The organism is Pedobacter cryophilus (assembly GCF_005116455.1).
GTDB lineage: Bacteria > Bacteroidota > Bacteroidia > Sphingobacteriales > Sphingobacteriaceae > Pseudopedobacter > Pseudopedobacter cryophilum.
This window is the reverse complement of the sequence record NZ_SWBP01000003.1, coordinates 127,841-144,991: the sequence shown is the minus strand read 5'-3', so window position 1 is coordinate 144,991 and position 17,151 is coordinate 127,841. Positions and strand designations below refer to the sequence as shown.

Annotated in this window: 13 protein-coding genes; all 13 read left to right on the top strand. The window is 32.6% G+C overall.

Going from position 1 to position 17,151, the window contains the following annotated elements:
* Positions 1 to 24 precede the first annotated feature (24 nt).
* Positions 25 to 1,122: a glycosyltransferase gene (locus FA046_RS09660; RefSeq protein ID WP_136826203.1), complete on the top strand. Its 1,098-nt coding sequence runs from the start codon at positions 25 to 27 to the stop codon at positions 1,120 to 1,122.
* A gap of 157 nt (positions 1,123 to 1,279) precedes the next feature.
* A complete protein-coding gene (locus FA046_RS09655) occupies positions 1,280 to 2,521 on the top strand; it encodes a DegT/DnrJ/EryC1/StrS family aminotransferase (protein ID WP_136826202.1) in 1,242 nt (413 codons plus the stop codon).
* A 10-nt stretch (positions 2,522 to 2,531) separates the two neighbouring features.
* Positions 2,532 to 3,128: a sugar transferase gene (locus tag FA046_RS09650; RefSeq protein ID WP_136826201.1), complete on the top strand. Its 597-nt coding sequence runs from the start codon at positions 2,532 to 2,534 to the stop codon at positions 3,126 to 3,128.
* Positions 3,129 to 3,177: 49 nt separating this feature from the next.
* Entirely contained in the window at positions 3,178 to 4,260 is a 1,083-nt protein-coding gene (locus FA046_RS09645; protein ID WP_136826200.1) for a glycosyltransferase family 1 protein, read from the top strand.
* Positions 4,261 to 4,342: 82 nt separating this feature from the next.
* Positions 4,343 to 5,539, top strand: coding sequence for an O-antigen ligase family protein (locus FA046_RS09640; protein ID WP_136826199.1), 1,197 nt, complete (start codon positions 4,343 to 4,345; stop codon positions 5,537 to 5,539).
* Between the two features lie 19 nt (positions 5,540 to 5,558).
* Positions 5,559 to 6,347, top strand: a complete 789-nt coding sequence (locus tag FA046_RS09635) for a glycosyltransferase family 2 protein (protein WP_136826198.1) — start codon at positions 5,559 to 5,561, stop codon at positions 6,345 to 6,347.
* 24 nt (positions 6,348 to 6,371) lie between these two features.
* Positions 6,372 to 7,436, top strand: coding sequence for a glycosyltransferase (locus FA046_RS09630; protein ID WP_136826197.1), 1,065 nt, complete (start codon positions 6,372 to 6,374; stop codon positions 7,434 to 7,436).
* A 47-nt stretch (positions 7,437 to 7,483) separates the two neighbouring features.
* Positions 7,484 to 9,331, top strand: coding sequence for an asparagine synthase (glutamine-hydrolyzing) (gene asnB / locus FA046_RS09625; protein WP_136826196.1), 1,848 nt, complete (start codon positions 7,484 to 7,486; stop codon positions 9,329 to 9,331).
* Between the two features lie 38 nt (positions 9,332 to 9,369).
* On the top strand, positions 9,370 to 10,458 hold the full coding sequence (locus FA046_RS09620; protein WP_136826195.1) for a glycosyltransferase: 1,089 nt from the start codon (positions 9,370 to 9,372) through the stop codon (positions 10,456 to 10,458).
* A 148-nt stretch (positions 10,459 to 10,606) separates the two neighbouring features.
* Positions 10,607 to 12,499: an asparagine synthase (glutamine-hydrolyzing) gene (asnB, locus tag FA046_RS09615; RefSeq protein ID WP_136826194.1), complete on the top strand. Its 1,893-nt coding sequence runs from the start codon at positions 10,607 to 10,609 to the stop codon at positions 12,497 to 12,499.
* 92 nt (positions 12,500 to 12,591) lie between these two features.
* Positions 12,592 to 13,665, top strand: a complete 1,074-nt coding sequence (locus FA046_RS09610) for an NAD-dependent epimerase (RefSeq protein WP_136826193.1) — start codon at positions 12,592 to 12,594, stop codon at positions 13,663 to 13,665.
* A 508-nt stretch (positions 13,666 to 14,173) separates the two neighbouring features.
* Complete coding sequence (locus tag FA046_RS09605; protein WP_225870909.1) at positions 14,174 to 15,547, top strand: pectate lyase family protein; 1,374 nt, start codon at positions 14,174 to 14,176, stop codon at positions 15,545 to 15,547.
* Positions 15,548 to 16,020: 473 nt separating this feature from the next.
* Complete coding sequence (locus FA046_RS09600) at positions 16,021 to 17,109, top strand: glycosyltransferase family 4 protein (protein WP_169303353.1); 1,089 nt, start codon at positions 16,021 to 16,023, stop codon at positions 17,107 to 17,109.
* Positions 17,110 to 17,151 lie beyond the last annotated feature (42 nt).

Genomic DNA, 17,151 nt, shown 5'->3' with positions numbered 1-17,151 from the left:
TTCAATAAATAAATTTCATTAAAAATGAGTACCGAAATTCTTTTTGTGATCAATACTTTACAAGGCGGTGGGGCAGAGCGGGTACTAAGTACGCTGGCCACTTACTTTCATCAGCACAAATACCGGGTAGAAATTGTTTGCTTAAATTCGGCTATATCGATTTATAAATTGCCCAATGATATAAATATCACCTATTTGGTAAATCGTAAAAGTGAACACCTGGCATACCGAATATTTTATGCCGCACAATCATTTTTTAGGTTATTAAATTTATTAATGAAGAAAAAGCCAGATTGTGTGGTTTCATTTATGACCACCGCAAATCTTTGGACAGGTTTAACCTGTTTGCTTACCTCAACCACTTACATCGTATCAGAAAGAACAACACCAGACCATACCATTAACCAGTTTACGGGTTTCTTAAAATGGTTTTCTTTTAAAATTTACAGTAAATCTAAAGCCATTGTTCTCCCGGCTAAGGGAATTGAAGACTGTATAAAAAAAAATAAAGCATACCAACAATTGGGCAATTTCAAAATCATAAAAAACCCAGTAAATACGCTTGGAAACGTATCATCTACACCAATACATTCAAAAAAATTTATTTTGGGTGTGGGACGACTTTCTTATGAAAAAGGTTTCGACCAGTTAATTGCTGCTTTTGCCAACTCAAATCTTTATGATACCGATCTTTTAATTGCAGGTGAAGGGGCAGAGCTTGAAGCATTAAACCTTCAAATTGAAGCATTAAATCTTCAAAACCGCGTTAAACTAATTGGGGCTAAACAAAATTTGCAAGACTATTATTCACAAGCGCAACTTTTTGTGCTGCCTTCCAGAAACGAGGGTTATCCAAATGCTTTAATTGAAGCCATGAGCATGGGATGCCCTTGTATAGCCATGGATTGCGAATTTGGTCCATCAGAAATCATCAATCATGAAAATAATGGATTATTAATTGCTGATAAAAATATAGAAGAATTATCTAAAGCCATTGTTAAAGTACTAACAGACCCTGTTTTAAAAAATAAGTTAGCCGCCAATGCCAAACTAATTAACAATACCAATTCCCTAAATTATATTTCTTACCAATGGGAAAAATTAATATTTAGCATTAATTAGTCTTCAAAAAGCACAGTTTTATTTTAAACGATTTGGGCGTTTTAACACGCTGTGCAATATATTTTTTATAAAAATTAACCAACCAAATTGGTTTTAAAAGTTGCATCTAATATTAAAGCATCTAAAACATCTCTCACAACATCTAAAAACTACCTATATGAATATTCCATTCTCACCACCGTTTATTGATCAATCTGTTATAGATCAAGTATTAGATACGCTACAAAACAAATGGATTACATCTGGTCCAAAAGTTAAAGCCCTTGAGTTAGAAATATTAAAACTAACGGGGTCTAAAGCGGCTGTTTGCGTAAATTCTTGGACATCTGGCGCCATTATGATGTTAAAATGGTTTGGAATAAAAGAAGGCGACGAAGTAATTGTACCCGCTTATACTTACTGCGCCACCGCATTAAGCATTTTACATTGTGGTGCTACGCCTGTTATGGTTGATATTTTAGATGATTTAACTATAGATCCCTTAAAAATAAAGCAAGCCATCACCAGTAAAACAAAAGCTATAATAGCTGTAGATATTGCGGGTTTACCTTGCCATTATGAAGCCATTAACTCTATCATTAAAGATCCAGATATCAATCAGTTATTTAATCCCGAAACGGATAAACAAAATTTATTGGGCCGTATATTATTGATTTCTGATGCAGCGCACTCTATTGGGGCAACTTATAGAAATTTGCCGGCGGCTGTAAAAAGTGATATTACTATTTTTTCTTTTCATGCGGTTAAGAATATCACTACTGCTGAGGGTGGTTGTATATGTTTAAACCTACCCGAAGTTTTTGATAACACAGAAGAGTATAACTTCTTGAAAATGTTTTCTTTAAACGGACAAACAAAAGATGCTTTTGCAAAATCTATGGGTGCCAACTGGCGATATGATATTATTTTTAAAGGCCTAAAAATTAATATGCCAGATATTTGTGCGGCTATTGGTTTAGCTCAAATAAGGCTGTATAACGACCATTTATTGCCTTTGCGCAAAAAAATAGCCATGAAATATTGCCACAAACTAAAAATGTTTAACTGGTTTATTCATCCAATTTTAAAAGATAAAACCCGAGAATCATCATACCATTTATTCCCTTTAAGAATCAAAAACATTACCGAAGCAGATAGAGACCAGATTATTGATTTTTTGGTGAGCCGAGGAATTAATGTAAATGTTCACTTTATTCCAATGCCAATGCTTTCTTATTTTAAAAGTATTGGGTATAAAATAGAAGATTATCCAAACAGCTATAAGCAATACGCTTGTGAAATTTCACTGCCTATTTACCCTCAATTAACAGATGAGGAAGTTAATTATATTGTAGAAAACGTGATTGATGGCGTAAACATCAAAGCCAATAAAAGTAAACTATTAGAAGTGGTGTCTTAAATATAAAATAATGGCTGTTAAACGACTTTTTGATGTTATTTTTTCTTTTGTGGGGATCATCATGCTTCTCCCTTTATTTTTTCTAATCTCTTTATGGATCATCATAGATTCTAACGGAGGTGTGTTTTATCAGCAAAATAGAGTAGGTCTTTTTAAAGAGAATTTTAAGCTGCTGAAATTTAGAACCATGAAGATTGGAGCAGATAAAGGCAGTTTATTAACCATTGGTAATTACGATAGTAGAATTACAAGAAGTGGTTACTGGTTAAGAAAATACAAACTAGATGAATTGCCTCAATTGTTTAATGTTTTAAAAGGTGAAATGAGCTTTGTTGGGCCACGGCCAGAAGTAAGTAAATACGTAGCACTTTATGATATTAGGCAGCAAAGAATTTTAAGTGTAAAGCCAGGTTTAACAGATTGGGCTTCTATAGAATTTATAGATGAAAATCAGCTTTTAGCAACATCAGATAACCCCGAGCAGTATTATATTGAAAATATTGTACCTCATAAGATTACCCAAAACCTTAAATATATAGATCATCATAACCTATGGATAGATGTTAAAATCATCTTATTAACCATTAAGAGCATTATTTACAGATAGAAAGCTCACACCGGCTTTAAATAAATTGCTCTAATCTTAATCAATTTGAATGAAAACACTTAAAATATTGGATTGGTCTAAACAACGATATTATTGTGAAACCCACCCTTTTTACAGATGGAAAAAACAACTCCGAGAAAGTGGTTTAGATGTGAAGTGCTACTTTAACCATTTAGATAAAGATTTAAAAGACGCCGATTACCTCATCATTCATTCCAGATATTTTGAAGATGGATGGCAACAATTGAGTACAAGAAATAGCCAAAATGAAGACGAGCTCATTAACTATCTTTTAGAAATGAAACAAAAGGTAGGCAAACTCATTTGGTTTGATGCCGCAGATTCATCTGGTTCGAGTGATTTTTCTATTATCCCTTATACCGATGTTTTTTTAAAGAAACAGGTTTTAAAAGATAAAAAATACTACACAGAACAACCTGTAAAAAATGATTTAAGAATTTGGCTAAACACAGCAAAAGACGGGCATCCAAATACTCCTTTTGATCCTTGCCCGGCAAATCAGTTGGGTAAAATAAGGGTAGGATGGAATCTTGGATTAAATGATTACCGCTACTTTGGTTATAAAATGGCTAGATTAAGTAATTATTTAAGTTATAGCTTATATCCACTTAATTATAAGCAAGTAACAAAAAAAAGAAGTTTAGATTTAACCTTTAGAGGAACACTACCTGTAGAAGAAAATGGGTCAAATAAAGTTTCTTCACAGCGAGATACAATACTAAAACTTCTCCCTCAACTAAGTATGAATGTAGCCAGTGGATTTTCTATTCCCAAAGCCAATTATCTAAAAGAATTAAGAGATTCTAAACTTAGTATAAGCCCTTATGGCTGGGGCGAAGTATGCTACCGCGATTTTGAATCTTTTATAGCTGGTGCTTTATTAATTAAGCCATCAATGAAACATTTAGTGACTTATCCTGATGTGTACTTACCTAACGAAACTTACATCCCGGTTTCTTGGGATTTATCAGATTTAAAAGAAAAAGTAGAACATATAAAAGCAAATTATTCGCAGCACCAACAAATTGCAATAAATGGCCAAGAGTTGTATAAAAAAATTAGCAATGATGCTGATGGATTTGTACATACTGTTTTAAAAGCTATTGTCTAAGTATAACAAAGCCTATATAGTATAACAATAAATAACCACCCTATTAAGCTGTTAAACAGCGCCTAAACTCAAATTTAAACTTATGAAACTAGTTATCATTCTATTTATGATATTGTATATGTATGCATTATCATTTGGGGTTTTTATGACAGAATTGTTCAGAATACCAGCCCCATTATTATTTTGCTTCCCTTTAATATTTCTGTTTAAAGAACGCAACACCACCTTTTATTATGGTAAAGAACTAACTGTATTAATAATAGCCGTATTCGCTTATTACGTAATTGGGCTTTCTAACGTAAAATCTTTTGGTGCCTACGTAATTAGTATTGTAGTTTGTGTATTGTACTTTAACTATTTTGTGAGTACTAACAGAAAGCGTTTCAACTTTTCGGTTTTAATATTCTATTTATTACTCTCGTTCTCATCTGTAATTATGGTTTTAAACCACTTTTATCCACAGGTAAATAGAATTAGAGAGTTAATTATGGACGAAAAAGTACTGCAAAGTCCATCAGGTATTGCCATTTCTCAATTTACTTTTGGCTACCAGTTGGCCGCTTTAGCTCCTTTTATTTTAATCTACACTTTTGTATTTCATAAACCATTTTTAATTAAGGTGGGTGTTTTTCTAAGCTGTTTACTTTTTATTTATTTGGGAATGCAAAGGTCGGTTTTATTAACTTTTGTGTGCTCGGTAGCATTATTTCTATTGTTTTATTATCGTGTAAAAGCAGTATTAATTATAGGAGTGGCAGTAGTATTAAGTTTAATGTTTTACAATTTTGTTTTAAAAGAAAACGTAGATCCTCGTACCAACATTCTTGCTAAAAACATAGATAATGATCCAGATCATAACCGTACTTTATTAGTTGCAGAAAACCTCAGAATTTACGCCGATCACCCATTTGGATTGATATTTTACGGTAAAAATTGGAGCGATGTAATCTATAGAAATCAGGTTTTTGCTTCAGGTATCACCTCTCACAATGCTTATTTAATGTTTATCACCTATTTAGGTCCATTTCTTGGCTTGGGTTTATTAATCATCATCTACATAAAAGTTTTAAGAATTGGCTTTAATGCGATAAAAGAAATCAGATTAAAAGAAAATGCCTTACTCATTTGTTTATGCTTTTCCTTTTTGGGAATATCTATTAATGCGCTTTCTCATAATGCTTGGCTCATAAGTGCCGATGGACCCACTTTATTTCTCTATTTCAGTATTCTTCATTTTAATAAAGTAAAATCTGAAACAAATAGCCAATTGTTAGTATAAAACTAAACCTATAAATAAGATGCTTTTTTCATTTGTAATACCAACTTATAACCGCTCTCATAAAGTAAGCAGAGCCATAGATAGTATCATTAGTCAGCCACAATGGGATCTTTATGCAGAAATAATTGTAATAGATGACGGTTCTACTGATGATACCGAATTGATGCTTCAAAAATATTTATCAAAACATCAAATCAAACTAGTTAAACATTTAAAAAATAAAGGAGTAGCCAGTGCTAAAAACACAGGAATTATACATGCCAAAAATGAATATGTAGTATTACTTGATTCGGATGATTTACTAGATAAAAATGGTCTTATCCATTTAAAAAACTTGGTTTTGCAAAACAAATTTGATTTGTTTTTTTGTGGAACAAGAATATTGAATGAAACAAAGCTGATGTATGATCCTGAATTTAAGGGCCAAAAAACTTATTATGATTTGCTTTCCTCATCTGTTGGGGAATATTTACCTGTTTGTAAAACGCAATTAATGCAAAATAATTTGTTGCGAAACCTTAGAGGATATGAAAGTGTAACCTGGTTAAGTTTAGCAAAAAAAGGCTACAAACTATTTTTTGATAGCGAGCCCATACGTTTGTATGATATGGAAGGTACCGACAGAATATCTAACCGGTTTAGCGGCATAAAAAATTCTAATAAAATGAGAGATGGTTATGCTTTGTATTTAAAAGAATTTGGCTTAGATCTTAAATATGTGAATTACACCGAATACTTAAAGATAAATTTTAAACTGTTTTGTTATTACTTAATGAGTTTCAGCTTTGCAAAAAGCGAAACCGAGTAAATACACTTCCCAAATTTCTATTTTATGAAGAAGAAGAAAGTGTATTTTATATTAAGCCATTTGGGTGCTGGCGGCTCTGAAAGGGTTTTTTGGATTTTGTCTCAGTATTTTAATAAATCTGTTTATGAAGTGAGTTTGGTGTTGTTAGATGCCCGTAACCCGTTTTTCTCAACAGATATTGAAGGCGTAAACATCATCAACTTAAACTCTATTAGAGCCTCTCATTCATTCTTTAAATTATACAAACTAATTAAAGAAGAAAAGCCTTTTGCTATTTTTACTACAGGTGGGCACATTAATACCTTACTTTCTTTTGTGTCATTATTTGTAGAAATTCCAACGCTTATAGGTAGAGAATCTAATGTGATGGATGTGATGACAAAAATGGGCGGCTTTAAAGAAAAATTTTGGGATCTTTTTGTTGGCATCACCTATAAAAGATTTAATATCGCCGTTTGTCAATCCTTAGAAATCAAATACTCACTGGTTAATCACTATCAAATTCCTAAAAGAAAACTAGTGGTAATTCCAAATCCGGTATTATCTATTGATGTACCAGCAATAAATCAACCACAGGATGGGAAAAAAATAATTCTTGTAGCTCGTTTAGCCATAGAGAAAGGAATATTAAGATTACTAAAAATATTTAAAAACCTTCCTGAAGAATATACCTTAACTATAGCAGGAGAGGGGCCGCTTAAAAAAGATATTTTAAAAGAAATTAATCATTTACAATTGCACAACAGGGTTCAATTAGTAGGTTTAATACCAAATATTACAAAACTAATAGCCAACCATCATTTAATGGTTTTACCCTCTTTTACAGAAGGTTTTCCTAATGTGGTGTTAGAATCTTTATCGGTAGGCATACCTGTTGTTTCTTTTCGCGTAAGCGGAGTGCAAGCTATTATCGAACCTAATTTTAATGGCTATATTATAGATCAGGGCGATCTTAACAGTTTTGGAAAATACATTATTAAAGCTTGCAACCAAAAATGGGATCATCAGGCTATAAAACAAGATGTAAACACTCGCTTTAGTGTTCAAAAAGTGGTAAAACAGTACGAAACACTACTGTCTTACAGGTAATTTCTATCTATCATTTTATCTATTCAATAAACTTTAACCATTTACTTATGTGTGGCATTTACGGCTCTACCATCAGGTATAGCGATGAAATTATTCGGGCTAAATTAGCTGTCATCAATTTCCGCGGACCAGATTATACTCATTTCATCAATACAGACGACATTATATTGGGGCATAACCGCTTATCAATTATAGATTTAGATCATCGGTCTAACCAACCCTTTAGTTACCTGCATCTTAAAATTGTATTTAACGGCGAAATTTATAATTATCAAACCATAAAGGCCAGTTTAGAAAAAGCCGGTTATTTGTTTAGAACCACTTCAGATACCGAAGTAATTTGTGCCGCCTATTTAGAATATGGTAAAGAGTGCGTAAATCATTTTAACGGCATGTTTGCATTTGTGATTTACGATGTGGCAAAAAACGAGCTTTTTGGCGCTAGAGATAGGTTAGGCAAAAAGCCTTTATACTATTACCACAAAAGACATTCCTTTGAATTTGCCAGTCAGCCTTCGCAACTTAAAATAGAAAGAAACTTTACGCTAGATCAACAAGCTGTTAACGAATACCTGATTTGGGGATATGTGCCCGAGCCCAGATCTATTTGGCAGGAAGTGAAGCAACTACCTGCTGCACATACTTTTACTTATCATTTTAATTCAGGTGTTTTAACAACAGAAAAATACTGGGATCTGGATTATAACAGAAATAACAACTTTTTAGGCAATTATAATGATGCTAAGAATACCCTTGATGGATTACTATCCGATGCCGTAGGAATACGTATGCATGCCGATGTTCCCTTAGGGGTTTTTCTTTCTGGCGGAATAGATTCTTCTTTAATAGCCGCTATCGCATCTAAAAAAGTAAATCATGTTAAAACCTTCTCTATAAAATTTAACGAAAAAGGTTTTGATGAAAGCCAATACGCCCAAAAAGTAGCTCATCATTTACAAACAGAACACCATACCATAGAATGTAACTACAATGAGGGCATAGCATTAATAGAAAATTTTTCTACTTATTATGATGAGCCTTTTGCCGATTCTAGCGCTATACCTACCATGCTTTTGAGTAAATACACTAAAAAACAGGTAACCGTAGCTTTAAGTGGCGATGGTGGCGATGAAGCTTTTATTGGCTACCAAAGGTATAAATGGATAAATATGGTAAATACCTTGTTTAAGCTACCATTACCAATACGTAAATCATTGGGTTCCGCATTAAATTTATCTCCAAACTATGTCCATAAGTTAATTGCCATGGGGATTTCTATGAAGGATATAGAAGTATTATATATAAAAATGTTTGGTGGGATGGAAAACTCATGGATTACAGATCCCGAAATTGGAATAGGTAATTCTCATACAGAAATTTTTAACCATAAAACCAAATCTCTATTAGAAAAAGTCTCTGATTTTGACATTAAAACCTATTTAAATGGCGATATCAATACCAAAGTAGATAGGGCATCTATGGCTTTTTCATTAGAATCTAGAGCTCCTTTAATGGATTATAGAATTATAGAGTTTAGCCGCAGCTTGCCTACTCATTTTAAATATCAAAATGGCAATCAAAAAAGAATTTTGAAAGATATACTTTATAGCCATTTGCCAGCAGAATTGTTTAAACGACCAAAATCTGGTTTTACCATGCCTTTTAAAGATTGGTTTAGAAATGAATTGAAAGAGTATGTTTTAGATAATTTATCAAAATCAGAATTAGAAAAAATACCAGGCATTAATGTAAAAAGAACTCAAGAAATTATTAAGCAACACATGAATGGTACTTGGAACCGTTATCCACAAATTTGGAAATTATTGGTTTTCTCGCAATGGCTTAAAAAGCAAAAAGAAAGCCCTGCTGTAATTCTTCAACCATCATTGGTGTAGTAAGTAAAATCCTCAAAAAAAATTATCAAACGTTGGTTATGACTAAAAAAGTTTTATTTATTACTTCGGGTATGTGTAAAGGCGGTGCCGAAACACAGCTCATAAAAGTTGCCTTATTTTTAAGATCTCTTCAGTATAACGTCCTCATTATATCCTTAACGCCTATTAATGAATTTGATATAGATTACCAAAAAGAAGGAATCCCTGTGGTTTTTTTAAAAAGCTGGAAACTCCAGGCATTTTCTAATGCTAGCTTACTATATAAAACTGTAAAAGCATTTAAGCCCGATACCGTAATTGCATTCATGTTTATTGCCATCATTTTTGCCCGTTTGTTAAAAAAGATTTTTCATTTTAAACTGATATCATCTATACGCATTGGCGTACTCACCAAAAAATGGTACATCCCTTTTAGAGCTACTACTGGTTTAGATGATGCTGTTGTTTACAATTCGCTGGCATCCAAATTAAATTTTGAAGACAATGGTTTGATAGATAAAAAAGGAATTGTAATTAACAACGGAATTTCTATTCCCGATTTAAAAAACAACAGCAACCTAAGCCTTCCAAAAGGACAATTTGTTTGGGTTTGTGTGGCACATTTTAGGTGGAATAAAGATTATAAAACACTTTTTAAAGCCATTGCTATACTTAAAGGTTTAAATTTTAGAGTAGATATTATTGGAGAATACAACAATCAAAACAGTCCTTTTAACCTCATTAATGAGTTAAAAATACAAGAATACGTAAGGGTTTTAGGCTTTAAACAAAACGCCACACAATATTTAGAATATGCCGATGCCTTTGTTTTATCGTCTTTTTCTGAAGGAATGCCTAATGCACTTTTAGAAGCCATGGCCTACAGCAAACCAGTTGTGGTAACTAATATAGATTGCAATAACGAGTTGCTTCATGGTTCTAAATGCGGCTTCCTTTCTGAAAAAGAAAACGAACAAGATTTAGCAGCTAAAATGCTTAAAATGATGCGAATGACGGCTCAAGAAAGAGCTAACCTTGGCCAAAAAGGAAGAATTCATGTACAAGAAAATTTCTCTGAAGCCGGTGTAATGAATAGTTGGTTAAATATCATTAAACAGCATTCGCCACATGAGGATCTTTTAGTATAAAGAAGATTTGTAAGCGCTATCACCAAATTATTAAAGCGTTGAAAAATCTAATTTCATTAGGTCGTAAATCTTTTATCGCTTAACGCATCTAAAAAATTAAATCTATCAAAAGGCTAAACTGCCTTTCAACCTAAAAAAAACAACATCAATGTGTGGAATATTTGGAACATTAAATCTCGAAATAGCCAATCAAGCTTCAGAGATATTCAACGGTCTGGCTCATCGCGGTCCCGACGAAAAAGGATTTACCATAAAAGACAATGTAGAATTGTATCATACCCGACTAGCAATTCAAGATCTTAGTCCGGCTGGGCAACAACCTATGCACCATCACGGGCTTTCTATAGTATTTAACGGAGAAATATATAACCATTTAGAGCTTAGAGAAAAATATCAGCTTTATGCTGAGTCTAATTCTGATACCAAAACACTTTTAATGCTTTTTGAACGATTAGGCATGAAAATGTTAGAAGAATTAGATGGGATGTTTTCATTTGCTTTGTATGACCAGCGGCAAAAACAACTATTTTTAGCCCGAGACAGAGCCGGCAAAAAACCATTATACACTTATCAAAAAGACAAAGATTTTGCTTTTTCTTCCGAATTAAATACACTTTATCAGATATTTAAACCAGAAATTGATGAATCATCTCTTTCTGCTTACTTGTATTTAGGTTATCATTACCGTAAAGCAACGCCTTATAAAGCCGTAACCGAATTAGAAAATGGTCATTACCTAAAAATTGATACGCAAACAGGTAAAAAAGAAATTGTAAAATGGTTTGATATGAGCACTTGCTACCTCAACAGAAGCAAAATGTCTTATCAGGTTGCACTTCATGAATTAGACCAAAAGTTACAAACTGCCGTAAAAAGAAGGTTAGACAGTTCTGATTTAGATGTAGGATCTTTTTTAAGCGGAGGCATAGATAGCGGCATTGTAACAGCAATGGCAGCAATGCATAAACCATCTTTAAGAACGTTTACCGTTAAAATAGAAGGGGCTTATGATGAATCTTTATTGGCTCAAAAAGTAGCAGATAGGTATAAAACCAACCATACTGTAGTAGATATTTCTTTTGATGATTTGAAAGATGATATCGAAAAAATACTGATTAATTACGGTGAACCTTTTTGTGATAGCTCTGCTATTCCAAGTTATTATGTAGCAAAAGCAGCAAAAAAACATGTTACGGTAGTACTTAATGGCGATGGTGCCGATGAACTTTTTGGAGGTTACCGCCGCTATGTACCCTACAAATACCATGATTTTTTTAACGCAGGAGGCTTTTCTAAAATTGCTGCACAAACTTTATTAAGTATTTTGCCAGTTGCAAATGAGAAAAAAAGCAAATACAATTATATATACAGGTTATTAAAATTTGCCAGTTATAAAGATATTCTTCATCAGTATAGCTCTGCATCATCAGATATATTTGTAGGTTTTGAAAACCAATTTTTACAAAAACCAAACCTAACAGCCATTTATGAAGATTTGGGGCGTATCAATCAATTGCATTTATCTCCTTTAAACAAGCTCTTATTAATGGATTTTCAAACCATTTTGTTTAGTGGCTTACTTCCCAAAATGGATATTGCAACTATGGCGCACTCGTTAGAAGGTAGAAGTCCGTTTTTGGCAAAAGAAATTATAGAATTTGTACCGGGTTTAAGAGATGATTTTAAGATTAACTGCTTAAGCACCAAATTTATCTTGAGAGACTTAGGTCGAAAATATTTACCTGCCGAGTTGATAGATCAGCCTAAAAGAGGCTTTGAAATTCCGCTAAAAAATTGGGTAGATAACCAACTCAAAAATATTATTGGCGATTACCTTTTTTCAAACAACACCATTTATCCAAGCCTTATTCAAAAGAAATTTGTAGAAGATTTATGGGTTAGAAAAGTGAAAATTTCTGAAGAAAGAAGAGCCAAAATTTTGTTTGATGTATTTGCATTAGAAGTTTGGTACAAAAACATAAATAACACAAATAAAAAACCCGCTTTTTCACGAACAGAAACAGCTTCAACATTGGTTTAACCTGTTAAAATCAAGTATTTACCAATCCCAATTTCATCAGGATTTTATACATTTCCTTTTTTAACCTATCTAAAACATTTAATAATTCTATCATGAAAGTATTAGTAACTGGCAGCGCCGGCTTTATTGGTTTTCATTTGGTGAAACACCTTGTAAATCGTGGAGAAGAAGTAGTAGGACTTGATAATATCAATGATTACTATGATGTAAATTTAAAATACAACCGACTAGCAAATACAGGCATTCACAAAGAAGATATTGCTTATGGTAAAGAAGTAAAGAGTGAAAATTTGCCTAATTATAAATTCATAAAACTTGATTTAACCGATCAAGAAGGCTTAAATAAATTATTTGAGAAATATAAATTTGATGCTGTTTGCAATTTAGCAGCTCAAGCAGGAGTGAGGTACAGCTTAATTAATCCAAATGCTTATATAGATTCAAATATTAAAGGTTTTTTAAATATTTTAGAGTGTTGCCGACATCAAAAAGTAGGGCATTTAATTTATGCAAGCTCATCAAGCGTTTATGGCTTAAATGAGAAAATGCCTTTTTCTGTGAATGATAACGTAGATCATCCTGTTTCGCTTTACGCTGCATCTAAAAAAAGCAACGAATTAATGGCTCATGCTTACAGTCATTTATTTAATTTACCCACAACGGCTTTACGTTTCTTTACCGTTTATGGCCCTTGGGGTAGGCCCGATATGGCTTTATTTCTTTTTACCAAGGCCATTATGGATGGTGAAAATATCAATGTTTTTAATAACGGAAACATGAAAAGAGATTTCACCTATGTAGATGATATTATTGGTGGAATTTCAAAAGTATTTGATCATTCTGCAAATAGTAATCCTAATTGGGATGGTCAAAAACCAGATCCAGCAAGTTCTAAAGCGCCATATCGTATTTTTAATATTGGTAGAGGCAATACGGTTAATTTATTGGATTTTGTTTCTGAAATAGAAAAAAACATTGGCATATTGGCAAAGAAAACCTATTTGCCATTGCAAGATGGTGATGTTTCTGAAACCTGGGCTGATGTAGGACAATTAAAATCTGAACTGAATTACGAACCAAAAGTTTCTGTAGCAGAAGGGGTCAAAAACTTTGTAGAATGGTATAAAGAATACTACGCTTATAAAGAACTAGAAGCATTCGCTTAGTTGACCAAAATCAATTGGAATCACAAAATATTTCATTATTTAAAACAACAATATTACAATCAAAGCTGCTTTTAGGAATCCAACAATTGTTTATTGCAATTAAATGACTTAATTATTGCATTACCGTGACTGAATATGACCAAAATCACCAAATTTCCAACCAAAATCAGGTCAGGTATAAGGTGTTTTTTGTAAACTTTAATAAAGTTATTAACATTTCTAACCGCAATAAAATTTCTAATTACTCATAAATTAATCTTTTATAATTTTTAATTAATCTTTTCTTTCAAAATATGTTTATATAAAAAAGTATTTTTTCTTTAAAAGAAATATTTAGTTTTATTTAATTGAGGTTTACCTATTTATTAATAGATTCCTTAATAAAAAAGTACTCTAATCCTACTTTTTTGAATATATCCCAAGCTTTTACCACCCCGTTTAAGCTGATGTATTTAAAAAAATTAGAATTATGAGAAAAATCAGCATCAAAAGTAAAAGCCTAATGTCAATGCTATTACTAGCAATTATCTTGTTTACACAGTGTAAAAAGGACTCTGAAGAAATTGTTCCTCTAAGCACTAACGATTTAAGCGCAACAACAACAACAAGTACAGTGACTTCATCAGGGACTTTGGATATGTCAAAAGCAGTCAAAGATTCTGGCTATGCTTTTTACATTCAACCTAATTTCGCAACTGCCGGAGATACAGAATCTGCCCCAACAACTTCTACCGTTAAACTTTTTGAAAACGGAAAAGAGATTGGTCCTGCTCATTCTGCTCATAAAGCGATAAGAACTTATGGAAAAGGCAGGTTTAGCCATTGGGGTAAAGAATTGTATTTTTCATCTTCTGATAATACAAATCCTAAAAGAAATGGAAGAAAGTACACTTATACCATTAGTACAGTTTCAACCGTAACGGTAGAAGAACCAATAACTGTTACACCAACGCCAACTCCTACACCAACTCCTACACCAACGCCAACGCCAGTACCTGTTTCTACAACCGGGCCAATTGGGTATGCTATGGTAGGTGGTGCCACAACTGGTGGACAAGGTGGACAAACCGTAACCGTAACTAACCTTGCTGATTTTAGGACTGCAGCAAAATCAAGTTCGCCGTTAATTATACAGGTTTCGGGTAATTTTACCGGAACAGGTTCTATAGATGTGGCTTCTAATAAAACTATTATAGGATTAAACGGAGCAACTTTAAATGGTGTTGGTTTAGCACTTTATCGTGTAAACAACATCATTATCAAAAACATGAAGATTAATAAAGTTGTTGGTGGCGATTGTATTACCATTAAAGAAACTACTCACCATATTTGGGTTGATCATTGTGAATTTTGGCAAGATAGAACCCACGGATGGGATTATTATGACGAATTGTTAGAAGTAACAGACAGATCAGATTTTGTAACTATATCTAATAACAAATTTCACGATACCCATATTGCCCTATTAATTGGTAGTGGAGATTTACAAACTACAGATATTGGCCATTTAAGAGTGACTTTATATGGTAACTATTTCTATAACGTATCTGAAAGACAGCCTTGTACCAGATTTGGTTATATGCATGTGTTTAACAACTACATTTCTAATGGAAGTGGTTATGGAATAGGTGTAACAATGAATGCAACTGTAAGAACTGATAATAATTATTTCGAGAATCAGAACATTCCAATTTACACTGAGTTTAATGCAAAACCAGGTTTTGTGAGTGGTGCTTCTACCAATATTTATAAAAATTGTGGAGCTAACCAAATATCTACAAGTGCATCTAGCTGGATTCCTGAATACGAATATAAATCAATATTAATTGGTGCTGCTGATGTACCAGCCAGAGTATTGAGCGAAGCGGGACCTAAGTACTAAATTGCTTTTTTAAATAAGTTAAACTATATTATTGCTTGTAATGATGCGCTATCTCTTAAGAGTTTAGCGCTTCATTATTTATTTGAATTCTACCTTAAAACACCTTCTATCTAATTTTTTAAATCCCTATTTCCCTAATAAGGTTTCTATTTTTTGATTGATTTTTTGATAATTTATTTTTCGGTAACTATTGTTATCATCTGTTTATCGTGAATTAAAAAGGATGAAGCCTTAAAGAGATTTGGAGGGTTTTAAAAGCTCCAACTCGTTATTAATAATGATTATATATCACTCAGCTCTGTGGGCTCTGCGTAAGCTGTGGTTAAAATTTCGCTAATTTAAAATTCAATCTTATCAGGAAATTCACCTAGCCTTTTACATCTAAAAATATCTCTATCGTGGAATACAAAAAAAAACAAATTCTTATCGCTTGCGATTCTTCTCGCTCTCTGCTTGGTTTCAGGGGAAAGCTCATGGAGGCCTTATTAGTTAATAATAAAGTGGCTGTTTTTACGCCAAAAATTCATCAAGATGAGGTTAGAGATCAGCTTGATGCAATGGGAGTAAGTGTTTATGAAAATAATTTAGATGGCAGCAATGTTTCTATATTTTCTGATGTGGTTTATATCATAAAATTATACAAACTCATTAAACAAATTAAACCCGATGTATTTTTTCCTTATACGTTTAAACCTGTAATTTATGGCTCATTAATAGCTAATTATTGCAATGTAAATAATATATCGCCTATGCTAACTGGCTTGGGTTACAACTTTTTAGATCAGAGCAAAAGTAAAGGTCTATTAAAAAAAATTACTCAAACGCTATTAAAATATAGTTTAAAAGCCAACCATAGAACCCGTCTTATTTTACAAAACAAGGATGATTATAATACTTTAATTCAAAGCGGAATTATCAGTAAAAAAAACAAAACCTTTGTAGTAAACGGCTCTGGTGTTGATTTATCTCACTATGAATATTCTAAACCTAAAGCAAACACTTTAAGTTTTTTAATGATTGCCAGGTTAATTAATGCTAAAGGAATTAAAGAATATTATGAAGCCGCAAAATTAATTCGACAAAAATATCCAGATGTAAAATTCAAATTAATAGGTCCTTATGATCATAATGTAGATGCTATTCATTCAGATTTGTACAAAGAAATTAAATTGGGATTGGTGATTGATTATTTAGGCGAAGTTGACGATGTGAGGCCTCATATTAAAGATTCATCAGCCGTGGTTTTACCTTCTTATTACGGTGAGGGAGTTCCCCGGTCTTTACTAGAAGCTATGGCAATGGGCAGGGCTATTATCACCAGTGATTCTGTAGGTTGCAAAGAAACTATTGATTTAACTAATGGTCATCAAAGTGGTTTTTTAATCCCAATAAAAAATATTCAGGCTTTAGCCGAAAAAATGCAACATTTTATTTTAAACCCTAGTGATATCATCTCATTTGGTAGAAATGGTAGAGACTATGCTTTTGAAAAGTTTGATGTTCATAAAGTAAACCGCCACATGCTTTACATTTTAGAAGCCAATACCGTAAGCATCGCTTAATAAAATAAATTCTTCGCCTAAAATCTAATTAATAATCTTAAA

Coding starts and splice junctions, on each gene's coding strand:
- FA046_RS09630 (WP_136826197.1), top strand. CDS start 6,372: ATGAAGAAGAAGAAAGTGTATTTTATATTAAGCCATTTGGGTGCTGGC.
- FA046_RS09605 (WP_225870909.1), top strand. CDS start 14,174: ATGCTATTACTAGCAATTATCTTGTTTACACAGTGTAAAAAGGACTCT.
- FA046_RS09640 (WP_136826199.1), top strand. CDS start 4,343: ATGAAACTAGTTATCATTCTATTTATGATATTGTATATGTATGCATTA.
- FA046_RS09600 (WP_169303353.1), top strand. CDS start 16,021: ATGGAGGCCTTATTAGTTAATAATAAAGTGGCTGTTTTTACGCCAAAA.
- asnB (WP_136826194.1), top strand. CDS start 10,607: ATGTGTGGAATATTTGGAACATTAAATCTCGAAATAGCCAATCAAGCT.
- FA046_RS09645 (WP_136826200.1), top strand. CDS start 3,178: ATGAAAACACTTAAAATATTGGATTGGTCTAAACAACGATATTATTGT.
- FA046_RS09610 (WP_136826193.1), top strand. CDS start 12,592: ATGAAAGTATTAGTAACTGGCAGCGCCGGCTTTATTGGTTTTCATTTG.
- FA046_RS09655 (WP_136826202.1), top strand. CDS start 1,280: ATGAATATTCCATTCTCACCACCGTTTATTGATCAATCTGTTATAGAT.
- FA046_RS09635 (WP_136826198.1), top strand. CDS start 5,559: ATGCTTTTTTCATTTGTAATACCAACTTATAACCGCTCTCATAAAGTA.
- FA046_RS09650 (WP_136826201.1), top strand. CDS start 2,532: ATGGCTGTTAAACGACTTTTTGATGTTATTTTTTCTTTTGTGGGGATC.
- FA046_RS09620 (WP_136826195.1), top strand. CDS start 9,370: ATGACTAAAAAAGTTTTATTTATTACTTCGGGTATGTGTAAAGGCGGT.
- asnB (WP_136826196.1), top strand. CDS start 7,484: ATGTGTGGCATTTACGGCTCTACCATCAGGTATAGCGATGAAATTATT.
- FA046_RS09660 (WP_136826203.1), top strand. CDS start 25: ATGAGTACCGAAATTCTTTTTGTGATCAATACTTTACAAGGCGGTGGG.